Source organism: Streptomyces malaysiense (assembly GCF_000980885.2).
Classification (GTDB): Bacteria; Actinomycetota; Actinomycetes; order Streptomycetales; family Streptomycetaceae; genus Streptomyces; species Streptomyces malaysiense.
The window spans coordinates 1-20,627 of sequence record NZ_LBDA02000088.1; the positions used below are offsets into that span (position 1 = coordinate 1).

Genomic DNA, 20,627 nt, shown 5'->3' on the forward strand with positions numbered 1-20,627 from the left:
ATCGACGCCATCAACCGATTCCGGAACATCTGAGAGCCCTAGATGACAGAGCGTCAGAAGGACCGTCCGTGGCTCATGCGGACGTACGCCGGCCACTCGACGGCCGAGGCGTCCAACGAGCTGTACCGGCGCAACCTCGCCAAGGGCCAGACGGGTCTGTCGGTGGCGTTCGACCTGCCGACGCAGACCGGCTACGACCCCGACCACATCCTCGCCCGCGGCGAGGTCGGCCGGGTGGGCGTGCCCGTCTCGCACGTCGGTGACATGCGCCGGCTGTTCCAGGACATCCCCCTGGAGCAGATGAACACCTCGATGACGATCAACGCCACCGCCATGTGGCTGCTGGCGCTCTACCAGGTCGTCGCCGAGGAGCAGGGCGCGGACGTCACCAAGCTCCAGGGCACGACCCAGAACGACATCGTCAAGGAGTACCTGTCCCGCGGCACGCACGTCTTCCCGCCGGGGCCCTCGCTCCGACTGACGACGGACATGATCGCGTACACGGTCTCCCACATCCCGAAGTGGAACCCGATCAACATCTGCAGCTACCACCTGCAGGAGGCCGGGGCCACGCCGGTGCAGGAGATCGCGTACGCGATGTCCACCGCGATCGCCGTGCTGGACGCCGTGCGCGACAGCGGACAGGTGCCGCGGGAGCGCATGGGCGACGTGGTCGCGCGCATCTCCTTCTTCGTCAACGCGGGCGTCCGCTTCGTCGAGGAGATGTGCAAGATGCGGGCGTTCGGGCGCATCTGGGACCAGGTCACCCGCGAGCGGTACGGCATCGAGAACCCCAAGCAGCGCCGCTTCCGCTACGGCGTCCAGGTCAACTCCCTCGGCCTGACCGAGGCGCAGCCGGAGAACAACGTCCAGCGGATCGTCCTGGAGATGCTGGCCGTGACGCTCTCCAAGGACGCCCGCGCGCGCGCCGTCCAGCTCCCGGCCTGGAACGAGGCCCTCGGTCTGCCCCGCCCCTGGGACCAGCAGTGGAGCCTGCGCATCCAGCAGGTGCTCGCCTACGAGAGCGACCTGCTGGAGTACGAGGACATCTTCGACGGCTCGAAGGTGATCGAGGCCAAGGTGGCGCAGCTGGTCACCGAGTCCCTCGCGGAGATGGAGCGGATCGAGGAGATGGGCGGCGCGATGGCCGCCGTCGAATCCGGCTACCTGAAGTCCCAGCTGGTCTCCTCGCACGCCGAGCGCCGGGCCCGCATCGAGTCCGGCGACGAGAAGATCATCGGTGTCAACGCCTTCGAGGGCACCGAGCCCAACCCGCTCACCGCCGACCTCGACACCGCGATCCAGACGGTGGACCCGGCGGTCGAGGCCCGGGTCATCGCCTCGCTCCGGCAGTGGCGGGACTCCCGCTACCAGCCGCCGTTCAACCACCCGCGCCCCTGCAAGGCGCTGGAGCGGCTGAAGGAGGCCGCACGTGGCACCGACAACCTGATGGAGGCCACCCTGGAGTGCGCCCGCGCCGGCGCCACGACCGGCGAGTGGGCGGGGGCGCTGCGCGAGGTGTTCGGCGAGTACCGGGCGCCCACCGGGGTCTCCTCCGCGCCGGTGGCCGTCCCCGTCGAGGCCGGCTCGGCGCTCGCCGAGGTCCGCGCCAAGGTGGACGCCACGGCCCGCGACCTGGGCGTCGGCAAGCTGCGCTTCCTGGTCGGCAAGCCGGGCCTGGACGGGCACTCCAACGGCGCCGAGCAAATCGCGGTACGCGCCCGCGACGCCGGCTTCGAGGTGGTCTACCAGGGCATCCGGCTCACTCCCGAGCAGATCGTGGACGCGGCCCTCGCCGAGGACGTGCACGCGGTCGGCCTGTCGATCCTCTCCGGCTCGCACGCCCAGCTGGTCCCGGACGTGCTCCAGCGCCTGCGTGTGGCGGGTGCCACAGATATACCGGTGATCGCAGGTGGCATCATCCCGAACGGTGACGCCGAACAGCTCAGGGCCGCCGGAGTGGCCGCCGTCTTCACCCCGAAGGACTTCGACATCACCGGGATCATCGGCCGCATCGTCGACGAGATCCGGACCGCGAACAAGCTCGACCCCCTGGAGGTCCCCGCATGACCGCCCGCCCGTCTCCCGCCACCGCCCCTCCGGCGAGCGGCTCCACCGCATCCCGTTTCGACCGTCTGCGTCCGCGGCGTTCGTGCCTTGCCGTGCCCGGCTCGAACCCGCGGTTCCTGGAGAAGGCCCAGGGCCTGCCGGCGGACCAGGTCTTCCTGGACCTGGAGGACGCGTGCGCCCCGCTCGCCAAGCCCGAGGCACGGCACACCATCGTCAAGTTCCTCAACGAGGGTGACTGGACGGGCAAGACGCGGGTGGTCCGCGTCAACGACTGGACGACCGAGTGGACGTACCGCGACGTCGTGACGGTCGTCGAGGGCGCCGGGCCGAACCTCGACTGCATCATGCTGCCGAAGGTGCAGAACGCCGAGCAGATCGTGGCGCTCGACCTGCTGCTCACCCAGATCGAGAAGACGATGGGCTTCGAGGTCGGCCGGATCGGCATCGAGGCGCAGATCGAGAACGCGCAGGGCCTGAACAACGTCAACGCGATCGCGCAGGCCTCCCCGCGCATCGAGACCATCATCTTCGGCCCGGCCGACTTCATGGCCTCCATCAACATGAAGTCCCTGGTCGTGGGCGAGCAGCCGCCCGGCTACCCGGCGGACGCCTACCACTACATCCTGATGAAGATCCTGATGGCCGCCCGCGCCAACGACCTCCAGGCGATCGACGGTCCCTACCTCCAGATCCGCAACGTCGACGGCTACCGCGAGGTCGCCCAGCGCGCCGCCGCGCTCGGCTTCGACGGCAAGTGGGTGCTGCACCCGGGCCAGGTCGAGGCGTCCAACGAGATCTTCTCGCCCTCCCAGGAGGACTACGACCACGCCGAGCTGATCCTGGACGCGTACGACTACTACACGTCCGAGGCCGGCGGCAAGAAGGGCTCCGCGATGCTCGGCGACGAGATGATCGACGAGGCCAGCCGCAAGATGGCCCTGGTCATCTCCGGCAAGGGGCGCGCGGCCGGCATGCGCCGCACCACCAAGTTCGAGATCCCGGAGGGCTGAGCGCGATGCAGTTCGGACGCACCTACGAGGAGTTCGAGGTCGGGGCGACGTACAAGCACTGGCCGGGCAAGACGGTCACCGAGTACGACGACCACCTGTTCTGCCTCCTCACCATGAACCACCACCCGCTCCACATGGACACCAACTACGCGGAGAAGACGACGGACTTCGGCAAGAACGTCGTCGTCGGGAACTACATCTACTCGCTGCTGCTCGGCATGTCCGTGCCGGACGTCTCCGGCAAGGCGATCGCCAACCTGGAGATCGAGTCGCTCAGGCACGTGGCGCCGACCTTCCACGGCGACACGATCTACGGCCAGACGACCGTGCTGGACAAGTGGCCGTCGAAGTCGAAGAACGACCGCGGCATCGTCTACGTCGAGACCGAGGGCTACAAGCAGGACGGCACCCTGGTGTGCGTCTTCCGCCGCAAGGTGATGGTGCCGACCGAGACGTACACCAAGGAGCGCGGCGGCGAGCAGCCGGGCCGCCCGGAGCTGAAGCAGCAGGAGAAGTGATGGCGCGCCTCGCCCAGACCGCCGGTCTGACCGACGTACAGCAGGAGATCGTCTCCACCGTCCGGGACTTCGTCGACAAGGAGATCATCCCGGTCGCGACCGAGCTGGAGCACCGCGACGAGTACCCGCAGCAGATCGTGGACGGCCTCAAGGAGCTGGGCCTGTTCGGTCTGATGATCCCCGAGGAGTACGGGGGTCTGGGCGAGTCGCTGCTCACCTACGCGCTGTGCGTGGAGGAGATCGCCCGCGGCTGGATGTCGGTGTCCGGCATCATCAACACCCACTTCATCGTCGCGTACATGCTCAAGCAGCACGGCACGCAGGAGCAGAAGGACCACTTCCTGCCGCGGATGGCGGCCGGTGACATCCGGGGCGCCTTCTCGATGTCGGAGCCGGCCCTCGGCTCCGACGTGTCGGCGATCAGCTCCAAGGCGGTCAAGGAAGGCGACGAATACGTCCTGACCGGCCAGAAGATGTGGCTGACCAACGGCGGCACGTCGTCCCTCGTGGCCGTCCTGGTGCGCAGCGACGAGGGCCACCCGGAGGGCACGGCCGCGCACAGGTCCATGACCACCTTCCTGGTCGAGAAGGAGCCGGGCTTCGGCGAGGTCCGGCCGGGCCTCACCATCCCCGGCAAGATCGAGAAGATGGGCTACAAGGGCGTCGACACCACCGAGCTGATCATGGACGGGCTGCGGGTCCCGGCCGATCGGGTGCTCGGCGGCGTCACCGGCCGAGGTTTTTACCAAATGATGGACGGCGTGGAGGTCGGCCGGGTCAATGTCGCGGCCCGCGGCTGCGGCGTCGCCCAGCGCGCCTTCGAGCTGGGCGTGCGCTACGCCCAGCAGCGGCACACCTTCGGCAAGGCGATCGCCCAGCACCAGGCCATCCAGTTCAAGCTGGCCGAGATGGCGACCAAGGTCGAGGCCGCCCACGCGATGATGGTCAACGCGGCCCGCAAAAAGGACTCCGGGCAGCGAAACGACCTGGAGGCGGGCATGGCGAAGTACCTCGCCTCCGAGTACTGCAAGGAGGTCGTGGAGGACGCCTTCCGCATCCACGGCGGGTACGGTTTCTCCAAGGAGTACGAGATCGAGCGCCTGTACCGTGAGGCGCCGATGCTGCTCATCGGTGAAGGTACCGCCGAGATCCAGAAAATGATCATCGGCCGCAGGTTGCTCGAAGAGTATCGATTCCAGGGCTGATTGTCCGCATACGGGGTGTTTTCTTCGAGGGGAAGATCACACCCCGTAGAGGTTGTTCAGCCGGTCTTCGGCCGCCGACTCGGCTGCCTGGCTTGCCCAGTTGCGGCCCGCGACCGGTACGATCCCCGGAAAGCCGCCGTCCCCCGTCTTGCGCGGCATCATCCGCTACGAAGGTCATCCATGCCCCACAGCCAAACCTCTGCACCTCGCGACAGCCGAGCCGGCGTACGCCTCGCGCGCGGAGCATCGCCGTGGCTTCTCCCGACCGTCGCCACCGCAGCCCTCAGCCTGGCCCGCGCCCGCCGCTCGGGTGCCGCCAAGGCGGTAGCCGTGCCCGCCACCGCGCTCGCGGCGGGCATGCTGTGGTTCTTCCGCGACCCGGAGCGAGAGATCACCCGGGGCCGGGTCATCTCCCCGGCCGACGGCGTGGTGCAGAGCATCATGCCCTGGAAGGACGGGCGCACCCGCGTCGCCATCTTCATGAGCCCGCTCAATGTCCATGTCAACCGCGCGCCGCTCGCGGGCACGGTGACGTCGGTCGAGCACATCCCCGGCGGCTTTGTTCCGGCTTTCAACAAGGAGAGCGAGAACAACGAGCGCGTAGTCTGGCATCTCGACACCGAACTCGGCGACATCGAGATGATCCAGATCGCCGGCGCGGTGGCCCGCCGCATCGTGCCCTACATCCCTTCGGGCACGAAGGTCGAGCAGGGCGACCGTATCGGTCTGATCCGTTTCGGCTCGCGTGTCGACCTCTACCTGCCCGAGGGCGTGGAGGTGGCGGTCGAGGTCGGACAGAAGACCGTGGCTGGGGTGACTCGCATTGACCGTGATTGATCCGGAGACCCAGGCGAACTGGGTGCCCGAGGCCGACGAGGCGGACGAAGAGGAGGAGATGCCGCTCTCGCTCCGCCTGTCGATAGCGGACACCCTCACGCTCGGTAACGCCACGTGCGGGTTCATGGCGGTGTACTTCACCACCACCGGCATCCTGATCCCGCACCTCACCGGAAGCCAGGAGTCCGGCATGGCCCGCCACAGCGCGGCCACGGCGGTCATCCTGATGCTCTGCGCGGCGGTGTTCGACCTCTTCGACGGCCTGGTGGCGCGCAAGCTGCGGTCCTCGCCGATGGGCGCGGAGCTGGACAACCTCTCCGACCTGATCAGCTTCGGCCTCGCGCCGGCGTACTTCGTCCTCGTCTACGGCATGGTCGCGGACGACGCGCACCAGAGAGTGGCGGCGCTCGGGGCAATCGTGGTGCTCCTGGCCGTCGTCCTGCGGCTCGCCCGCTTCTCGTGCGTGACGATGAAGGACGGCGTGTTCCAGGGCATGCCCTCGCCGTTCGGTGCGCTCACCGTCGTCTCGATCGTGCTCCTGGAGCTGCCGTTCGTGGCGACGCTGCTGGCGATCGTCGGCACGGCGTGGCTGATGGTGAGCCGGGTCGAGTACCCGAAGCCGCGGGGGCGTCTCGCCGGGGCGATGCTCTCCTGGATCGTCCTGTCCATGGGCCTGCTGGCGGCCTGGGCCTTCGACGCCCCGAGCGGTCAGCTGCTCCTCCAGACGGGTTGCGCGCTCCAACTGGTCATGGGCGCCGTGATCCCGCTGTTCGCCACGGCGCGGCGGGTGAACAACTTCCGTGACAACCGGCGGGAGGCGCGAGCGGCGCAGTTGCCGTGACGGCGTCCTGACCGAGGGCCCCGAATCCAGGGTTGGCTGGATTCGGGGCCCTCGTGCTTCGCGCGGAGCGCCTGGGCGGCCCACCGGCCGGCCGGGGCGGGCTCCCCGGTCCCCCAAAGAGCCCGTCCCGGGGAGGTCACACCAGGAGGTCCTCGGCGATGCGGGAGGCGACGCGTTCCAGGATCGGACCGGCCTCCGCGACACAGCGGGAGACATCGGGCTCCACGGACGTCAGCGGGTAGGCCCGGCCGATCCCGGCCGACCGCAGCGCGGGCTCCGCCAGGGCCAGCCGCCCGCACACCGCCACGACCTCCTTGCCCGCGGCACGCGCCGCCGCCGCCACCCCGGCCGGGGCCTTTCCGTGCAGCGTCTGCTCGTCCAGGGAGCCCTCGCCGGTGATCACCAGGGACGCCCGCGCCAGCGCGGGGGCGAAGCCGAGGACGTCGAGCATGATCTCGATCCCGGGCCGGAACCGCGCGCCGAGCAGCAGCGCGCCGTAGCCGATGCCACCCGCCGCCCCCGCGCCCGGCGCCGCCGCGTACTCCACCGCACGCGCCCCGACCGAGGCCTCCAGCACCGTCACGTAGTGCCCGAGCGCCGTGTCCAGGGCCCGCACGTCGTCCGGCGAGGCCCCCTTCTGCGGGCCGTACACCGCGGGCGCGCCCTTCGGCCCGGTCAACGGGTTGTCGACGTCGCTGGCGAGCACCAGGGAGACCGAGGACAGCCGGGGGTCGAGACCGGAGAGGTCGGCGCGGGCCACGGCGGCCAGACCGCCGCCCCCCGGCGGCACCGGCTCCCCGTCCTGCCCCAGGAACCGCGCCCCGAGCGCCGCCAGCATGCCGGCGCCCCCGTCCGTGGTGGCGCTGCCGCCGACGCCGAACACGATGGTCCGCGCGCCCGCGTCCAGCGCGGCCCGCAGCAGCTCACCGGAGCCGTACGTGGAGGCCGTCAGCGGTGCGAGGACACCGGCCGGCAGCCGGTGCAGCCCGCTCGCCTCGGCCATCTCCACCACCGCGGTGCCGTCGCGCAGCGCGAACGCCGCCGTCACCGGCTCACCCAGCGGCCCGGCCACCCGCACCTCACGGCGCTCGAACCCGGCCGCGACCGCCGCCGCCACCGTGCCGTCACCGCCGTCCGCGACGGGCAGCGCCTCGACGGCCAGATCCGGCACCACCCGGCGCAGCCCGGCCGTCACCCGCTCGGCGACCTGCACGGCCGTCAGCGAGCCCTTGAACTTGTCCGCGGCGATGAGTACCCGACGGCTCTCACCCACAGCTTCCGCCACCTTGCCATCCCCTTGCTCTCCGGGCCCCGCACTCGTCGGGGCCAGTCGCGCCGCTGCGACCCTAACCTCGGCGCCCCCTCGCCGTCATGCCCCGACCACGGGCTGAGCAGGACCGCGGTCAGAAGCGGGCGCGGGTCCGGGGAAAACGGGTAGACCCCTGCCATGAGCAGCGAGCACCCCGCCCCCACCCGTCTCGCCGACCGCATCCACGGCGGCTGGCTCGGCCGGATCGCGGGCAACATGCTCGGCAAGCCGGTCGAGCAGGGCGAGGTGTGGACCCGCGAGCGCATCGACCGGTACCTCGGCGGCTCCGGAGCGCTGCCGCTCACCGGCTACCTGCCCGAGCCCGCCGACCCGGCCGACACCGCCGCCCTGCGCCCCGAGTGGCGCTCCTGCGTCCGGGGCCGGATCCACGGCAGCTGCCGCGACGACGACGTCGACTACACGGTCCTCGGACTGCACCTGCTGGAGAGCCGCGGCTTCGGCTTCAGCACCGAGGACGTCGGCGAGCTGTGGCTGCTGCGGCTGCCGTACCTCCAGACCTTCACGGCGGAGCGGGCGGCGTACCGCAATCTGGCGAACGGGCTGCGGCCACCGCTGACGGCGACGTACGACAACCCTTACCAGGAATGGATCGGCGCCCTCATCCGCGCGGACGTCTTCGGCTGGACCTGCCCCGGCGACCCCGCGCGCGCGGCCGGTCTGGCCCGCCGGGACGCCGTGCTGTCGCACACGGGCAACGGCGTCTACGGTGCCATGTTCGCGGCCGCGCTGATCGCGGCCGCCTTCACCGCGCCGACCGTGCGGACCGCGCTGGAGAGCGCGCTCGGCGTGATCCCGGCGAGCAGCCGCCTCGCCCGTACCGTGCGCCGCGTCATCTCGCTGCACGAGGCCGGCCTGAGCTGGGCGGACACCGTGGACACCGCGACCGGTGAGAGCGCCGGGGGCTGGCTCCACACCGTCCCGAACGCGGCCGTCCTCACCGCGGGGCTGCTGTACGGCGACGACGACTTCACCCGCACCCTGGCGCTGACCGTGCGCGGCGGTCTGGACACCGACTCGAACGGGGCGACGGCGGGCTCGGTGGCCGGGGTCCGCACCGGCGCCGCCGCCCTGCCCGGCCACTGGAAGGACCCCCTCGAAGACACCGTCCGCAGCGCGGTGTTCGGATTCGACGGGGTGCGGATCAGTGCGCTGGCCGAACGCACCGTGCGCCTGGCGCGGGACGGTTCGTAGCCCGGCCGCGGCTGGCTACCCTTCCCCCATGACGTCCACCCCTGACTACGCCGCCTACATCGCCCGACTGCCCCGGGTCCTCGCCGGGGCCGCCGCGCTCTTCCGGGACGGGGCGGGCCGCGTGCTGCTGGTCGAGCCCGGCTACCGCGAGGGATGGGGGCTTCCGGGCGGCACGGTGGAGTCGGACAGCGGGGAGACGCCCCGGCAGGGCGCCCGGCGGGAGACGCTGGAGGAGATCGGGCTCGACCGGGCGCTCGGGCGGCTGCTCGCCGTGGACTGGGTACCGGGGACGGGTCGGCCGCCGCTGGTGGCGTACGTGTACGACGGCGGGGTGCTCGCCGGCGAGGAACTCGCCGCGATCCGGCTCCAGGAGGAGGAGCTGCTGTCCTGGCGGCTGGTCCCGCGCGAGGAACTCGCCGCGCACCTCCCCGGCGCCCTCGGCCGGCGCGTCCTCGCCGCCCTGGACGTCCTCACCGAGGGCTCCGGCCCGGCCGAGCTGGAGAACGGGCACCGGGCCGGCTGACCGCTCGCGTGCGGGCGCACCGCGCCGATATCCGGTCGACCCGCCCGCCCCCGCGGCCTAACCTCGCCCCATGGGCAAGCCTCTCGTGGCCATTCTCAGTGGCGCAGGTATCTCCACCGATTCCGGTATCCCCGACTACCGGGGTCCGGGCGGGCTGTGGCGGCAGGATCCCGAGGCCGAGAAACTCGTGACCTACGAGTACTACATGGGTGACCCGGAGATCCGGCGGCGGTCCTGGCGGATGCGGCGCGACCACCGCGCGCTGGAGGCCGAGCCCAACGCGGCCCACCGGGCCGTCACCGAGCTGGAGCGGTCCGGGGTACCGGTCCGGGTGATCACGCAGAACGTGGACGGGCTGCACCAGCTCGCCGGGACGTCCGCCCGCAAGGTTCTCGAACTGCACGGCACCGCACGGGAGTTCCTCTGCACCCTGTGCCGCACCCGCGGCCCGATGGAGGACGCCCTGCGGCGCCTGGACGCCGGTGAGGACGACCCCCGGTGCCGGGAGTGCGGCGGCGTCCTGAAGGCCGCCACCGTGATGTTCGGCGAACGCCTCGACCCGATGGTCCTCGGCCGGGCCGTGGCCGTCACCAAGGCGTGCCAGGTGTTCATCGCCGTCGGCAGCAGCCTCCAGGTCCAGCCCGCCGCCGGGCTCGCGGGGGTCGCCGCCGACCACGGCGCCCGACTGATCATCGTCAACGCCGAGCCCACGCCGTACGACGACCGGGCGGACGAGGTGATCCGCGAGCCCATCGGGACCGCGCTGCCCCGGCTGCTGGCCGCCCTGGCCGAGGACGCGGCTGCCGAGGACCCGGCGGTCGGCTGACTCAGAACAGGGCCGTGCCGCGTTCGAAGTCCAGCAGGCGGCGCTTGCGGTCGAGGCCGCCGCCGTAGCCGGTGAGGCTGCCGTCACTGCCGACGACGCGGTGGCAGGGCACGATGATGCTGATGGGGTTGCGGCCGTTGGCGAGGCCGACGGCGCGGGAGGCGCCGGGGTTGCCGAGAGCGTCGGCGAGTTGGCCGTAGGTGCGGGTCTCGCCGTAGGGGATGCGGGTGAGCCGGTCCCAGACGCTGCGCTGGAACGGCGTTCCGCGCAGGTCGAGTTCGAGGGTGAACTCGCGCAACTCACCCGCGTAGTAGGCATCCAGCTGCTCCCGCGCCGCGGCGAAGCAGGGCAGGGAGTCGTCGCGGGGGCCGAAGCTCTCCTCGGGCGGCCGGTGCCGCTGGCTGGTCATGTAGAGGCCGCACAGGGCACCGTCGGCGGCGACCATGGTGAGCCGGCCGTACGGGCTGTCGGTCACGGTGTGGCAGATCACGGAAGAACCCTCTTACGCGGGAAGGAAGTTGATCGAGTGGCTGTCGGTCGCCCACAGATACTGCACCGCGTACGCCCGCCACGGGCGCCACGCCTCGGCGCGGGCGGTGAGCGCGGCGGGGGTGGACGGCAGCCCGAGTCCCCCGGCCGCGCGGCGGATACCGAGGTCGGTGGGCAGGAAGGCGTCCGGGTCGCCCAGCGCGCGCATGGCGATGACATCGACCGTCCAGGGGCCGAATCCGGGCAGCGCGAGCAGCCGGGCACGGGCCTCGGCCCAGTCGGATTCCACTCCCAAGTGGAGCGAACCGTCGGCGAGTTGACCCACCAGAGTGGTGAAGGTGGTACGCCGGGTGCGGGGCATCGCGAGGGTCTCGGGGTCGATGCCGGCCAGCGCCTCGGGCGACGGGAAGAGATGGGTGAGGCCGCCCTCGGGGTCGTCCAGGGGCTTGCCGTGGGCGGTGACGAGGCGGGCCGCGTGGGTGCGGGCGGCGGCCGTGGACACCTGCTGTCCGAGTACGGCCCGTACGGCGAACTCGGCCTCGTCCACCGTGCGCGGCACCCGGCGCCCCGGCGCCCTCTCGACCAGCGGGGCGAGCAGCGGGTCGGCGCGCAGCCGGTCGTCGACGGCGACCGGGTCGGCGTCCAGGTCGAGCATCCGCCGGCAGCGGCCGATCGCCACGGCCAGGTCCCGCAGGTCGCTGAGGGTGAGGCGGCAGGCGATGTGGTCGGGGCGGGGGCTGAGGGAGACGATCCCGTGACCGTACGGCAGCCGGAGGGTGCGCCGGTAGGCGCCGCTGGAGGCGCCGCCCCCGCCGTTCGGGCTGTGGGGGAGCCATTCCTCGACGCCGGGTACGGCGGTGGCGGCGAGGTGGCCGAAGAGGTTGCTCGGATTGAGCGGGGCGCGGAACGGCAGCCGCAGAGACAGGGTGCCGGGGGTGCTGTCGCCCACCGCGCGGCCGGCCGGTACGCGCCGGCGCAGCTCGCTCGGGGAGAGGGCGAAGACCTCGCGGACCGTGTCGTTGAAGGCGCGGACGGAGGAGAAACCGGCGGCGAAGGCGATCTCCGTCATGGGCAGCGCGGTGGTCTCGATGAGCAGCCGGGCGGTCTGGGCGCGCTGGGCGCGGGCGAGCGCGAGGGGCCCCGCGCCCAGCTCGGCGAGCAGTTGGCGCTCCACCTGGCGGGTGCTGTAGCCGAGCCGGGCGGCGAGGCCGGACACGCCCTCGCGGTCCACGACGCCGTCGGTGATCAGGCGCATGGCACGGGCCACCAGGTCGGCACGCCGGTTCCACTCCGGGGAGCCGGGGCTGGTGTCCGGGCGGCAGCGCTTGCAGGCACGGAAACCGGCCTGCTGGCAGGCGGCCGCGCTCGGGTAGAACATCATGTTCCGGGGCTTGGGCGGGACGACGGGGCAGCTGGGCCGGCAGTAGATCCGGGTGGTCAGCACGGCCGTGTAGAACCATCCGTCGAACCGCGCGTCCCTGGACTGCACGGCGCGCACGCAATGCTCCCGGTCGAGGTGCGTCGCTGTCTGCATGTCTCCAGGATGACCACCGCGCGGACGGGCCGCTGGCGGAATTCCGACACGTGGGCCGGGCAGCCGCTACCGGGCCCGCTCGCGGAATTGGCCGACCCACTCCGCCGTGGCGCGCAGCCCGCCGAACGTGTAGAAGTGCACCTTGACCACGCCGTGCCGCGCGGGGTCGTACCGTTCGCCCAGCGCGTGCAGGAAACGGTCGGGGCCGGCCGTGCCCAGCAGGTTGGTCAGCGAGAAGCCGTACTTGCGGGCGACGGAGGCACTGGTGGTGACGCCGAAGCGGGTGGCGTAGCCGACGAGGCGGCGGATGCCGGCCGGGCCCGGGACGCCGATACGGACGGGGAGGTCGACGCCCCGGGCGCGGACCGCCGTCAGCCAGTCGAGGACCGGCTCGGCGTCGAAGCCGAACTGGGTGATCACGTCGCCGGCGAAGGGTCCGGCGCCGATGGCCGCCGCCTTGTCGGTGAGTGCCGACCACAGCGCGGAACCGGATATCGCCGGGTGGCCCTCGGGGTAGCCGCTGATGCCGATGTGGCGCACCCCGTAGCGCTCCAGCAGCCCGGTGCGGATCACGGCGAGGGCGTCCTCGTAGGGCCCCTCGGGGCGGGCGGGGTCGCCGCCGACGACGAAGACGTCGTCCGCGGTGCCGTCCTCGGCGAGGCCCGCGAGGAAATCCTCCAGGGCGGCGCGCGAGGGCAGCCGGCGGGCGGATATGTGCGGCACGGGGACGAAGCCGAGCCGGCGGACCGCGCGGGCGGCGGCCAGCCGGGTGGCGTGGTCCTCACCGGCGAGGAAGGTCACGTTGATCCGGGTGCCCCGCGGGATGCTGTCCCGCGCCTCCTCCAGTGCGGGCACGTCCTTGCCGGTCATCTCCAGCGAGAAGTCGTCCAGCAGGGCGGTGCCCACCGCGGCGGGGGCGGTGGCGGCGGGGTTCATCGGACTCCTTGCGGCTCGGGCGCTGCGGTGCTGCCGGCCGGGGGTCCCGGCCCCGGCCGATGATGCCACGCGGCCTCGTCCGTGCCGCTCGCGGGCCCCGGGGCGGGCGGGTCCCGTCGGTCCTGTCCGGCCGCTCGCCACCCGCCGCTCGCCACCCGCCGCCCGGGGACCGGGCCGGTGACGCGGCCGCGCGGCGCGGTTGTGGCCGTGTCCGGGAGCGCCGGCCGAATGACCGGGGGCGTGGTTCCCCGGCGACCGGGCCGTTCGGGCCGGCCTCGCCGTCGTACGGCCGCACGGGAGGCCGTCCGGCGGTTCGGCGGCGGACGGGGTCCGGCGGGGCAGGTGCCCTGCCGTTCCCGCCGGCGGGCGTCCGGCACCGTCGCTCCGCGCCGCGTACGGCCCGGTCGCGGCGGCCGCGTCCGGTCGCCGTACGGGCGCCCCGGAGCGCGGCGCCCACCGCACCCGGGGAGCGTGGTGCCGCGCGGACCGGGAACGGGTCGGCCCGGCCCTCGGGCGCGCGCGGGCGGGAGGTCCAGCGGACGTCAGCCCGCGTGCGCGCCCTCCGCCTGCGACACCTCCACGCGATGACCGTGCGAGGCGCGAGGCGCCCTCGTCACTCCCCCCGCGTCCAGGCGAGGAAGCGGCTGAACAGGCCCGCCTTGGCCTTGGGGGCACCGCTCGTCGCCGGCCGGGGCGTGGCCGCGACATGGGTGGCGGCCGCCGGGGATTCCGCCTGCTGGGTCGCCGTCGGCACCACGATGCGCGGGGTGAAGCGCACCGGCAGCGCCACCAGGGAGCGGCTCCACGGCGCCGGGACCCAGCCGAGGTCCTTGAACGGCATCCGGACCTCGACGTCCGGGAGCCGGTTGAGCAGGGTCTCCACGGCGGTCACCGCGATCACGAAGGCCGGGTCCTTGGCGGGGCAGGCGTGCGGGCCCGCGCCGAAGGCCAAGTGGGCCTTGGCGCTGAGCTGTTCACGGTGCTCGGCCAGCCGGGGGTCGGTGTTGGCCGCCGCGAAGGAGATCATCACCGGGTCGTTCGCCTTGACCACCCGGCCGCCCAGCTCCACGTCGTGCGTGGGGTAGTGGGCCGCGTAGTTGGCGATGGGCGCGTAGTTCCACAGGACCTGGGTGACGGCGTCCTCGACCGGCAGGCCCGACTGCCACTCCTCGCCGAGGATCAGCGCGCTCGCGGTGCCGATCATGGCGGACAGCGGCGTGGTGCCACCGGAGAGCAGGGTGATGAGCTGGTGCAGCATCTCCTCGTCGGTCAGCTGCGCCGAGTGCTGCATCAGACGCGTCGTCAGGTCTTCACCGGGATTGCGGCGCTTGAGGGCGATCAGCTCGTTCAGCGCCTCGGCGACCAGCTGGTCGGCGCCGTTGCTGCCGGAGAAGAGACCGGTGATGCCCGCGATGACGCGGTCGCCGATCTCGGGCGGGCAGCCGAACAGGTCGCTGAAGACGAGCAGCGGCAGCGGCTGGGCGTACTCCGCCATCAGCTCGGCCTGGCCCAGGCGCTCCGAACTGAAGCGGCTGATCAGGTAGTCGGCCGAGGCCTGCGTCTGGCGCACCAGCTGCAGCTCGTTGACGCTGGCCAGGCTGTCGGTGACGGCCTGCCGCAGCCGGGCGTGCGCCGCGCCGTCGCTGAGCAGCGCGTTGGGCCGGTACGCCAGCATCGGCAGCGCGGGGCTGTCCTCGGGCACGCGGCCCTCGTTCAGCGCGTTCCAGCGCCGCGAGTCGCGGACGAAGGAGGCGGGGTTCTGGAGGATGTAGAGCGCGGCGTCGTAGCTGGTGACCAGCTCGACCTCGACGCCCGGCGCGATGTCCACCGGCGCGCTCGGGCCGAGGCCGCGCAGATGGGCGTAGTGGCCGTCCGGGTCGGAGCCGAACCGGGGGCCGTAGAGCGGGATGTTCCCGTGTGCGGGGCAGCCGGGGGGCGGCTCTATGCCGGGTCGCTGCTGCATGAGCGGGGGGCTCCTAGTCGATGAGGGAGAGAAGGTGGTGCACGAGGGTGATCAGCGCGTGCGCCGACGACTGCTCGTTGCGGACGTCGCAGGGGACGACGGGGGTGTCCGCGGACAGGTTGAGGGCCTCGCGCACCTCGGAGAGGGGGTAGGTGGGCGTGCCGTCGAAGTGGTTGACCCCGATGGCGTAGGTCAGCCCGAACCGCTCGACCAGGTCGAGGATGGGGAACGAATCGGACAGCCGCTCGGGGTCGACGAGGACGAGCGCGCCCAGGGCACCCCGGGACAGCTCCTCCCACATCTCCTTGAAGCGTTCCTGACCGGGGGTGCCGAAGAGGTACAGCACCACCTCGTCGTTGATGGTCAGACGGCCGAAGTCCATGGCGACCGTCGTGGTGATCTTGTCGGGGGTGCCCGACAGATCGTCGAAGCCCTCACTGGCCTCGGTGATCTCTTCTTCGGTCCGCAGCGGCTCGATCTCGGAGATGCTGGCGATGCACGTGGTCTTGCCGACCCCGAAGTGCCCCACCACGAGCACCTTCACCGCCGTACGGACACCTGAATCCAGGTACACGAATCACGCTCCGAATCGGGCTCTGAGGCCGTCGAGCACGGCGTTCAGTACTTCTCGGTCGACACGCTCCGCGCGGGGCACGGGCTTCCGCGCGATGATCAGGCCGCCGTCCTCCATCTCGGCCAGCAGGATCCGGACGACCCCCAGCGGGAGACGGGTGTGGGCGGCCACCTCGGCCACGGACAGGAATCCGTCCATGACCAGGTCCAGGACCTGCCGGGCCTCCGGGGTGAGCGTGCGCACCGTGGTGGCGGCGTGCTCGCTCGCGGACACGAGCGTCGTGTGCCCGTAGGCGTGTTCCGGGGGCAGGGACCGCCCGTTCGTGATCACGAAGAACGGGACTAAGGAGGAGGTGAGTTCCAGTTCCTCTTCGGGCTCGTCACTCACGCGCGGCTCGCCTCCCCTTGCGGGGACAGATAGGCGCCGAGTCGCGGTACCACCCGGTGCAGCCGGGTGGTGAAGTCCTCGATGTCGGCGTCGTGCTGGGCCGCTGCGGCCAGGAAGGCGCCCCGTCCGGCCGAGATCAGGAAGATCCAGCCGTGCTGGAACTCGATGACCGTCTGCCGCCAGGACGCGTCCGGCTGGACGCCGGCGAACTGGGCGGTGGCCCGGCTGTAGGCGTGGATGCCGGTCATCGCCGCGGAGATGGTGTCCGCGAGGTCCTGGCTCATGCCCGTGGTGGCGCCGCGGGGCAGGCCGTCGCCGCCCAGCAGTACGGCGTGCTGGGCGCCGCGCACCTCGCTGATCACCTCGTCCAGGTCGGCGATCCGTATGCCGGTGCCGATCTCCTGGCCGGCGCGGGCGCGTTGGGCGCGCGCCCCGGCCTCGTCGGCGTGCACCCGGGGCGGCGAGGTGAGGTTGTTGCCGAGCCGGGCGACGAGCCGGTGCATGCGGAAGGAGATCTGCTGCATGTCGACATCGGGTGCCGCGGCCGCCGCGAGATAGGCGCCCTGCCCGGCCCCGATCAGGAAGATCCAGCCGTGCTGGAACTCGATGATGGTCTGGTTCCACTGCCGGTCCGGGCCGTCCCCGGCGAAGTGGGACGTGGCCCGGCTCAGCGACTGCATGCCCGCCATGGCGGCGGAGATGGTCCGCACGTCCTTCTGGGCCATGCCGTCGGTCGCCCCGCGGGGCAGGCCGTCCGCGGACAGCAGGACGGCGTGGCGCGCCTTGGGCACGTTGGCCACGATGTCCTCGAGCATCCACGACAGGTCTGTGATCATGTGTCATCGGACCCTTCGGACGGTGCCGCGGAGAGGTTGCGGCCGGAGAGCGTGCCACGCTGGAAGGCACCCAGGCTGCGACCCGCCGCGCGGCCGGCGTCCTCCTCCGCCGGGACGTGCGGCAGGCCGACGGTGTCCTGGTCGGGAACGCTGGCTATGGGCACCTGGCGGGCGCCGCGCCGGGGCAGGCCGCCCGCGGTGCGCGCCACCGGCTCGGGCCGGGCGGCGGGGACGCCGGGCTGCTCGACAACGGGCTGGGCCTCATTCACCGGTGCCGTCTCCTCCTCGGTCCACAACTCCTCGGGCAGCAGCACGACCGCGCGCACGCCGCCGTAGCGGGAGACACCGGTCACGTCCACCCGGAACCCGTACTGCTGGGACAGCAGGCCGATCACCGGGAAACCGAACTTCGGCTGGTTACCCAGCTGGGAGAGCCGGGGGCGGTACTGGCCGGAGAGCAGGGCGGTGGCCTTCTGCCGTTCCTCGTCGTTCATGCCGACGCCCGCGTCGTCGATGACGATGCAGAGGTTCTTCTGCACCCGCTGGAACGTCACTTCGATGGGCGAGCCCTGCTGGGAGAAGCTGGCAGCGTTGTCGAGCAGCTCGGCGACGGCGAGGGCGACGGGTGAGACCGCCGACGCCTTCAGCGCGAAGCCGGTCTGCTGCATGATCTCCACGCGCCGGAAGTTGCGGATCTGTCCCTGGGCGCTGCGCACCACGTCGTAGACGCTGGCTGCGCGGCTGCGGCGGCCCAGCGGGGCGCCGCACATCACGGCGATGCCCTGCGCCTTGCGTGCCATCTGCGCGTTGGCGTGGCCGACCTCGAGGAGGTCGCCGAGGACGGAGTGGCCGCCGTACTTGCGCTGGATCTCCTCCAGCAGCGCCAGCTGTTCGGCGGCGAGGCTCTGGAGGAAGCGCGCGGAACCCTTGAGTACGGCCTTGGTGCTGTCCTCGGCCGCCTCCTCGGCTTCCTGGATGGTCTTGGCGTGATCGGTCCGGTGCTGGTGGAGCTCCGCTCGTAAAGTGGCGAGCCGGCCGTCGGCCTCGCTCAGTCGCTGGGTCAGTGCGGCTTCGGACCTGTCCTTGTTCGCCGCGATGGCCTTGGCGCGACGACTGAGGACCACGGTCGCGGCGACGCCGAGCGCCGCCACGACAACCAGGCACCAGACAAGTGCGTCTCGATTCATGGAAACCTTTCCTGGCGGTTAGCCTGCGACCGCTGGCGGAAGGACACCGCACCACCGGTGCGGGACGACCGGTCGCGAACGGGTCGGGAAGGTCACGCGGAGGACCGGACCGAAACCGATTTCTGCGGTGCCTGAGCCGAGGGGACCAAGGTCACAGACGCGGGGATGCTATCACCCGTTTAGGGGAACCTTTGCAACTCCGAGACAGGCCAACAAGCCTGCTCACCGCCCGGGTTGCGGCGAATACCCGCTACTGCTCCGACAATTCCGGATAGCGGCACGCAAGTTGTCCGCGAGCGGTGACGAGAGAACGGCAGGAAAACGGCAGGAGGGCGTGAAAAGGCCGCCGGATCAACCGATCTGACGGGCGAACACCTCGTACGCCGGGGCGTCGAAGAGCACGAAGCGGATCTCCTCGACGGCCGTCTCCACGGAGCGGACGGTCTGAAGGGCGATCCGGGCGGCGTCGGCCATGGGCCAGCGGTAGACGCCGGTGGAGATGGCCGGAAAGGCCACCGTGCGGGCGCCGAGCGCGTCGGCGACGCCCAGGGACTCCCGGTAGCAGGAGGCGAGCAGCGGCGAGCGGTCCTCGCCCTCGCTGAAGACCGGTCCGACGGTATGGATCACCCAGCGGGCGTCGAGCCGTCCGGCGGTCGTCGCGACGGCCTGTCCGGTCGGCAGCCCCCGGCCGTACCGCGCGGCACGCAGGGCGCGGCACTCGGCGAGGATCTCCGGGCCGCCGCGGCGGTGGATGGCGCCGTCGACCCCGCCCCCGCCGAGCAGCGAGGAGTTGGCCGCGTTGACGATCGCGTCGGCGCTCTGGTGGGTGATGTCGCCCTCGACGAGCAGGATGCCGGTCATGTCTGCCTCAGCCTCCGCCACACGGCCTTCGCCGCGTTGTGTCCCGACATGCCGTGGACGCCCGGTCCCGGCGGGGTGGCCGAGGAGCAGATGAAGACGGCCGGGTGGGGGGTGTGGTAGGGGAACAGGGTCGGCCGGGGCCGCAGCAGCAGCTGGAGCCCGGAGGCGGCGCCGCAGGCGATGTCACCGCCCACGTAGTTGGCGTTGCGGGCGGCCATCTCGGCGGGGCCGGCGACGGCGCGGGCGAGGACACGGTCGCGGAAGCCGGGGGCGAAGCGCTCCAGCTGCCGTTCTATGGCGTCGGTGAGGTCCCCCGACCAGCCGTTGGGCACATGGCCGTACGCCCAGAAGACGTGCTTGCCCGCGGGGGCGCGGCCGGGGTCGGCCACGCCGGGCTGCACGGTGATCATGAACGGCTTCTCGGGGGCGCGGCCGTCCCGGGAGGCGGCCCGCAGGGCGGTGCCGATCTCGGCCCGGCTCGCGCCGATCTGGACGGTGCCGGCGACGCGGGCCTCGGGGGCGGTCCAGGGCACCGGGCCGTCCAGCGCGTAGTCGATCTTGAAGACGCCGGGGCCGTAGCGGTAGCGGTCGTAGTGGGCGCCGAAGCCGGCGATGCGGGCGAGGGCGGCGGGCGAGGTGTCGAAGACGTAGGCGCGCGCGGGCGGCAGGTCGTCCAGGCGTCTGACCGGGTAGTCGGTGTGCACCGCGCCGCCGAGGTCCAGGAGGTAGGCGGCCAGCGCGTCCGAGATGGCCTGGGAGCCGCCGCGGGCCACCGGCCAGCCGCGGGCGTGCGCGGCGAGCGCGAAGACCAGGCCGACGGCGCCGGTGGCGAGCCCGTCCAGCGGGGCCATCACATGGGCGACGAGCCCGGCGAACAGGGTCTTGATCCGCTCGTCCTTGAACCGGCGCATCAGCCAGGTGGACGGCGGCAGCCCGGCCAGGCCGAACCGGGCGAGGGTGACGGGGTCGCGGGGCAGCGCGGTCAGCGGCAGGGACATGAAGTCCCGCACGAGCGTGTCCCAGTGGGCGAGCAGCGGCTCGACCAGTCTTCGGTACGCCCCCGCGTCGCGCGGTCCGAAGGAGGCGGCGGTCTCGGCGACCGAGCGGGAGAGCACGGCCGCCGTGCCGTCCGGGAAGGGGTGCGCCATGGGCAGCTCGGCGTGCAGCCATTCGAGGCCGTAGCGCTCCAGGGGCAGGGCGCGGAAGGCGGGCGAGTTGATGCCCAGGGGGTGGGCGGCCGAGCAGGGGTCGTGCCGGAAGCCGGGCAGCGTCAGCTCCTCGGTGCGGGCGCCGCCGCCCACGGTGGAGCACGCCTCGAACAGGGCCACGGAGAACCCCCGCCGGGCCAGTTCCACGGCGGCGGTCAGTCCGTTCGGACCCGCACCCACCACGACCGCATCGAGCATCGACGGCACCTTCGGACCCCTTCGTCAGCCGATGGCCACTCGGGGCCAGGATATGCCGGGCCACCGACAGCGCGGGGCCGGGCGGCCCGGGTGGGGGCGGCGG

Annotated in this window: 21 protein-coding genes; 9 read left to right on the top strand and 12 right to left on the bottom strand. The window is 72.2% G+C overall.

The window, feature by feature from the left end:
• Positions 1–42: 42 nt before the first annotated feature.
• Genes VT52_RS30485 through VT52_RS30500 form a run of 4 tightly spaced genes read left to right on the top strand, consistent with a single transcriptional unit; the run spans position 43 to position 4,803 of the window.
• Complete coding sequence (locus VT52_RS30485; RefSeq protein WP_046421027.1) at positions 43–2,070, top strand: protein meaA; 2,028 nt, start codon at positions 43–45, stop codon at positions 2,068–2,070.
• Positions 2,067–3,080, top strand: coding sequence for an HpcH/HpaI aldolase/citrate lyase family protein (locus VT52_RS30490; protein ID WP_240509940.1), 1,014 nt, complete (start codon positions 2,067–2,069; stop codon positions 3,078–3,080). The genes VT52_RS30485 and VT52_RS30490 overlap by 4 nt, the downstream gene beginning before the upstream one ends.
• A 5-nt stretch (positions 3,081–3,085) precedes the next feature.
• Entirely contained in the window at positions 3,086–3,598 is a 513-nt protein-coding gene (locus VT52_RS30495) for a MaoC family dehydratase (RefSeq protein ID WP_046421028.1), read from the top strand.
• A complete protein-coding gene (locus VT52_RS30500; protein ID WP_046421029.1) occupies positions 3,598–4,803 on the top strand; it encodes an acyl-CoA dehydrogenase family protein in 1,206 nt (401 codons plus the stop codon). Before VT52_RS30495 ends, VT52_RS30500 begins: the two co-directional genes overlap by 1 nt.
• Before the next feature lie 36 nt (positions 4,804–4,839).
• Here the strand turns inward: VT52_RS30500 and VT52_RS39460 are convergent, their stop codons facing one another.
• Positions 4,840–4,965 (bottom strand): hypothetical protein, encoded by a 126-nt coding sequence (locus VT52_RS39460; protein ID WP_276207988.1) that lies wholly within the window; start codon positions 4,963–4,965, stop codon positions 4,840–4,842.
• Positions 4,966–4,983: 18 nt separating this feature from the next.
• Between VT52_RS39460 and VT52_RS30505 the strand changes: the two genes are divergently transcribed.
• Together VT52_RS30505 and pssA are read left to right on the top strand one after the other, a co-directional pair.
• Positions 4,984–5,640: a phosphatidylserine decarboxylase gene (locus tag VT52_RS30505; RefSeq protein ID WP_079175380.1), complete on the top strand. Its 657-nt coding sequence runs from the start codon at positions 4,984–4,986 to the stop codon at positions 5,638–5,640.
• Positions 5,641–5,662: 22 nt separating this feature from the next.
• Positions 5,663–6,481 (top strand): CDP-diacylglycerol--serine O-phosphatidyltransferase, encoded by an 819-nt coding sequence (pssA, locus tag VT52_RS30510; protein WP_046421033.1) that lies wholly within the window; start codon positions 5,663–5,665, stop codon positions 6,479–6,481.
• 136 nt (positions 6,482–6,617) lie between these two features.
• Here the strand turns inward: pssA and VT52_RS30515 are convergent, their stop codons facing one another.
• Positions 6,618–7,754, bottom strand: coding sequence for a glycerate kinase (locus VT52_RS30515; protein WP_046421034.1), 1,137 nt, complete (start codon positions 7,752–7,754; stop codon positions 6,618–6,620).
• Positions 7,755–7,928: 174 nt separating this feature from the next.
• Between VT52_RS30515 and VT52_RS30520 the strand changes: the two genes are divergently transcribed.
• The 3 genes from VT52_RS30520 (at position 7,929) to VT52_RS30530 (ending at position 10,351) form a co-directional block, all read left to right on the top strand.
• Complete coding sequence (locus tag VT52_RS30520) at positions 7,929–9,002, top strand: ADP-ribosylglycohydrolase family protein (RefSeq protein WP_046421035.1); 1,074 nt, start codon at positions 7,929–7,931, stop codon at positions 9,000–9,002.
• Between the two features lie 28 nt (positions 9,003–9,030).
• Positions 9,031–9,525 (top strand): NUDIX domain-containing protein, encoded by a 495-nt coding sequence (locus tag VT52_RS30525; RefSeq protein WP_046421037.1) that lies wholly within the window; start codon positions 9,031–9,033, stop codon positions 9,523–9,525.
• A gap of 70 nt (positions 9,526–9,595) precedes the next feature.
• The gene (locus VT52_RS30530) at positions 9,596–10,351 is read left to right on the top strand and encodes an SIR2 family NAD-dependent protein deacylase (RefSeq protein WP_046421038.1); all 756 of its coding nucleotides are present in this window, start codon (positions 9,596–9,598) and stop codon (positions 10,349–10,351) included.
• Position 10,352: 1 nt separating this feature from the next.
• Here VT52_RS30530 and VT52_RS30535 read toward each other — a convergent pair whose 3' ends face one another.
• From VT52_RS30535 to VT52_RS30580, 10 genes are all read right to left on the bottom strand, one after another.
• Positions 10,353–10,841, bottom strand: a complete 489-nt coding sequence (locus VT52_RS30535) for a methylated-DNA--[protein]-cysteine S-methyltransferase (RefSeq protein WP_107481494.1) — start codon at positions 10,839–10,841, stop codon at positions 10,353–10,355.
• Between the two features lie 12 nt (positions 10,842–10,853).
• Complete coding sequence (locus VT52_RS30540) at positions 10,854–12,374, bottom strand: DNA-3-methyladenine glycosylase 2 family protein (RefSeq protein WP_046421039.1); 1,521 nt, start codon at positions 12,372–12,374, stop codon at positions 10,854–10,856.
• Between the two features lie 66 nt (positions 12,375–12,440).
• Entirely contained in the window at positions 12,441–13,310 is an 870-nt protein-coding gene (locus VT52_RS30545) for a methylenetetrahydrofolate reductase (protein WP_046421040.1), read from the bottom strand.
• Between the two features lie 613 nt (positions 13,311–13,923).
• Positions 13,924–15,273 (bottom strand): cytochrome P450 family protein, encoded by a 1,350-nt coding sequence (locus tag VT52_RS30550; protein ID WP_046428331.1) that lies wholly within the window; start codon positions 15,271–15,273, stop codon positions 13,924–13,926.
• A 13-nt stretch (positions 15,274–15,286) separates the two neighbouring features.
• Complete coding sequence (locus VT52_RS30555) at positions 15,287–15,847, bottom strand: GTP-binding protein (RefSeq protein ID WP_046428329.1); 561 nt, start codon at positions 15,845–15,847, stop codon at positions 15,287–15,289.
• 3 nt (positions 15,848–15,850) lie between these two features.
• On the bottom strand, positions 15,851–16,234 hold the full coding sequence (locus VT52_RS30560) for a DUF742 domain-containing protein (RefSeq protein ID WP_046428327.1): 384 nt from the start codon (positions 16,232–16,234) through the stop codon (positions 15,851–15,853).
• On the bottom strand, positions 16,231–17,070 hold the full coding sequence (locus VT52_RS30565) for a roadblock/LC7 domain-containing protein (protein ID WP_240509941.1): 840 nt from the start codon (positions 17,068–17,070) through the stop codon (positions 16,231–16,233). The genes VT52_RS30560 and VT52_RS30565 overlap by 4 nt, the downstream gene beginning before the upstream one ends.
• Positions 17,067–18,257: an ATP-binding protein gene (locus tag VT52_RS30570; protein WP_046428324.1), complete on the bottom strand. Its 1,191-nt coding sequence runs from the start codon at positions 18,255–18,257 to the stop codon at positions 17,067–17,069. The genes VT52_RS30565 and VT52_RS30570 overlap by 4 nt, the downstream gene beginning before the upstream one ends.
• Before the next feature lie 351 nt (positions 18,258–18,608).
• The gene (locus VT52_RS30575) at positions 18,609–19,118 is read right to left on the bottom strand and encodes an O-acetyl-ADP-ribose deacetylase (RefSeq protein ID WP_046428321.1); all 510 of its coding nucleotides are present in this window, start codon (positions 19,116–19,118) and stop codon (positions 18,609–18,611) included.
• Positions 19,115–20,533, bottom strand: a complete 1,419-nt coding sequence (locus tag VT52_RS30580) for a phytoene desaturase family protein (RefSeq protein WP_206306648.1) — start codon at positions 20,531–20,533, stop codon at positions 19,115–19,117. The genes VT52_RS30575 and VT52_RS30580 overlap by 4 nt, the downstream gene beginning before the upstream one ends.
• Positions 20,534–20,627: the final 94 nt, after the last annotated feature.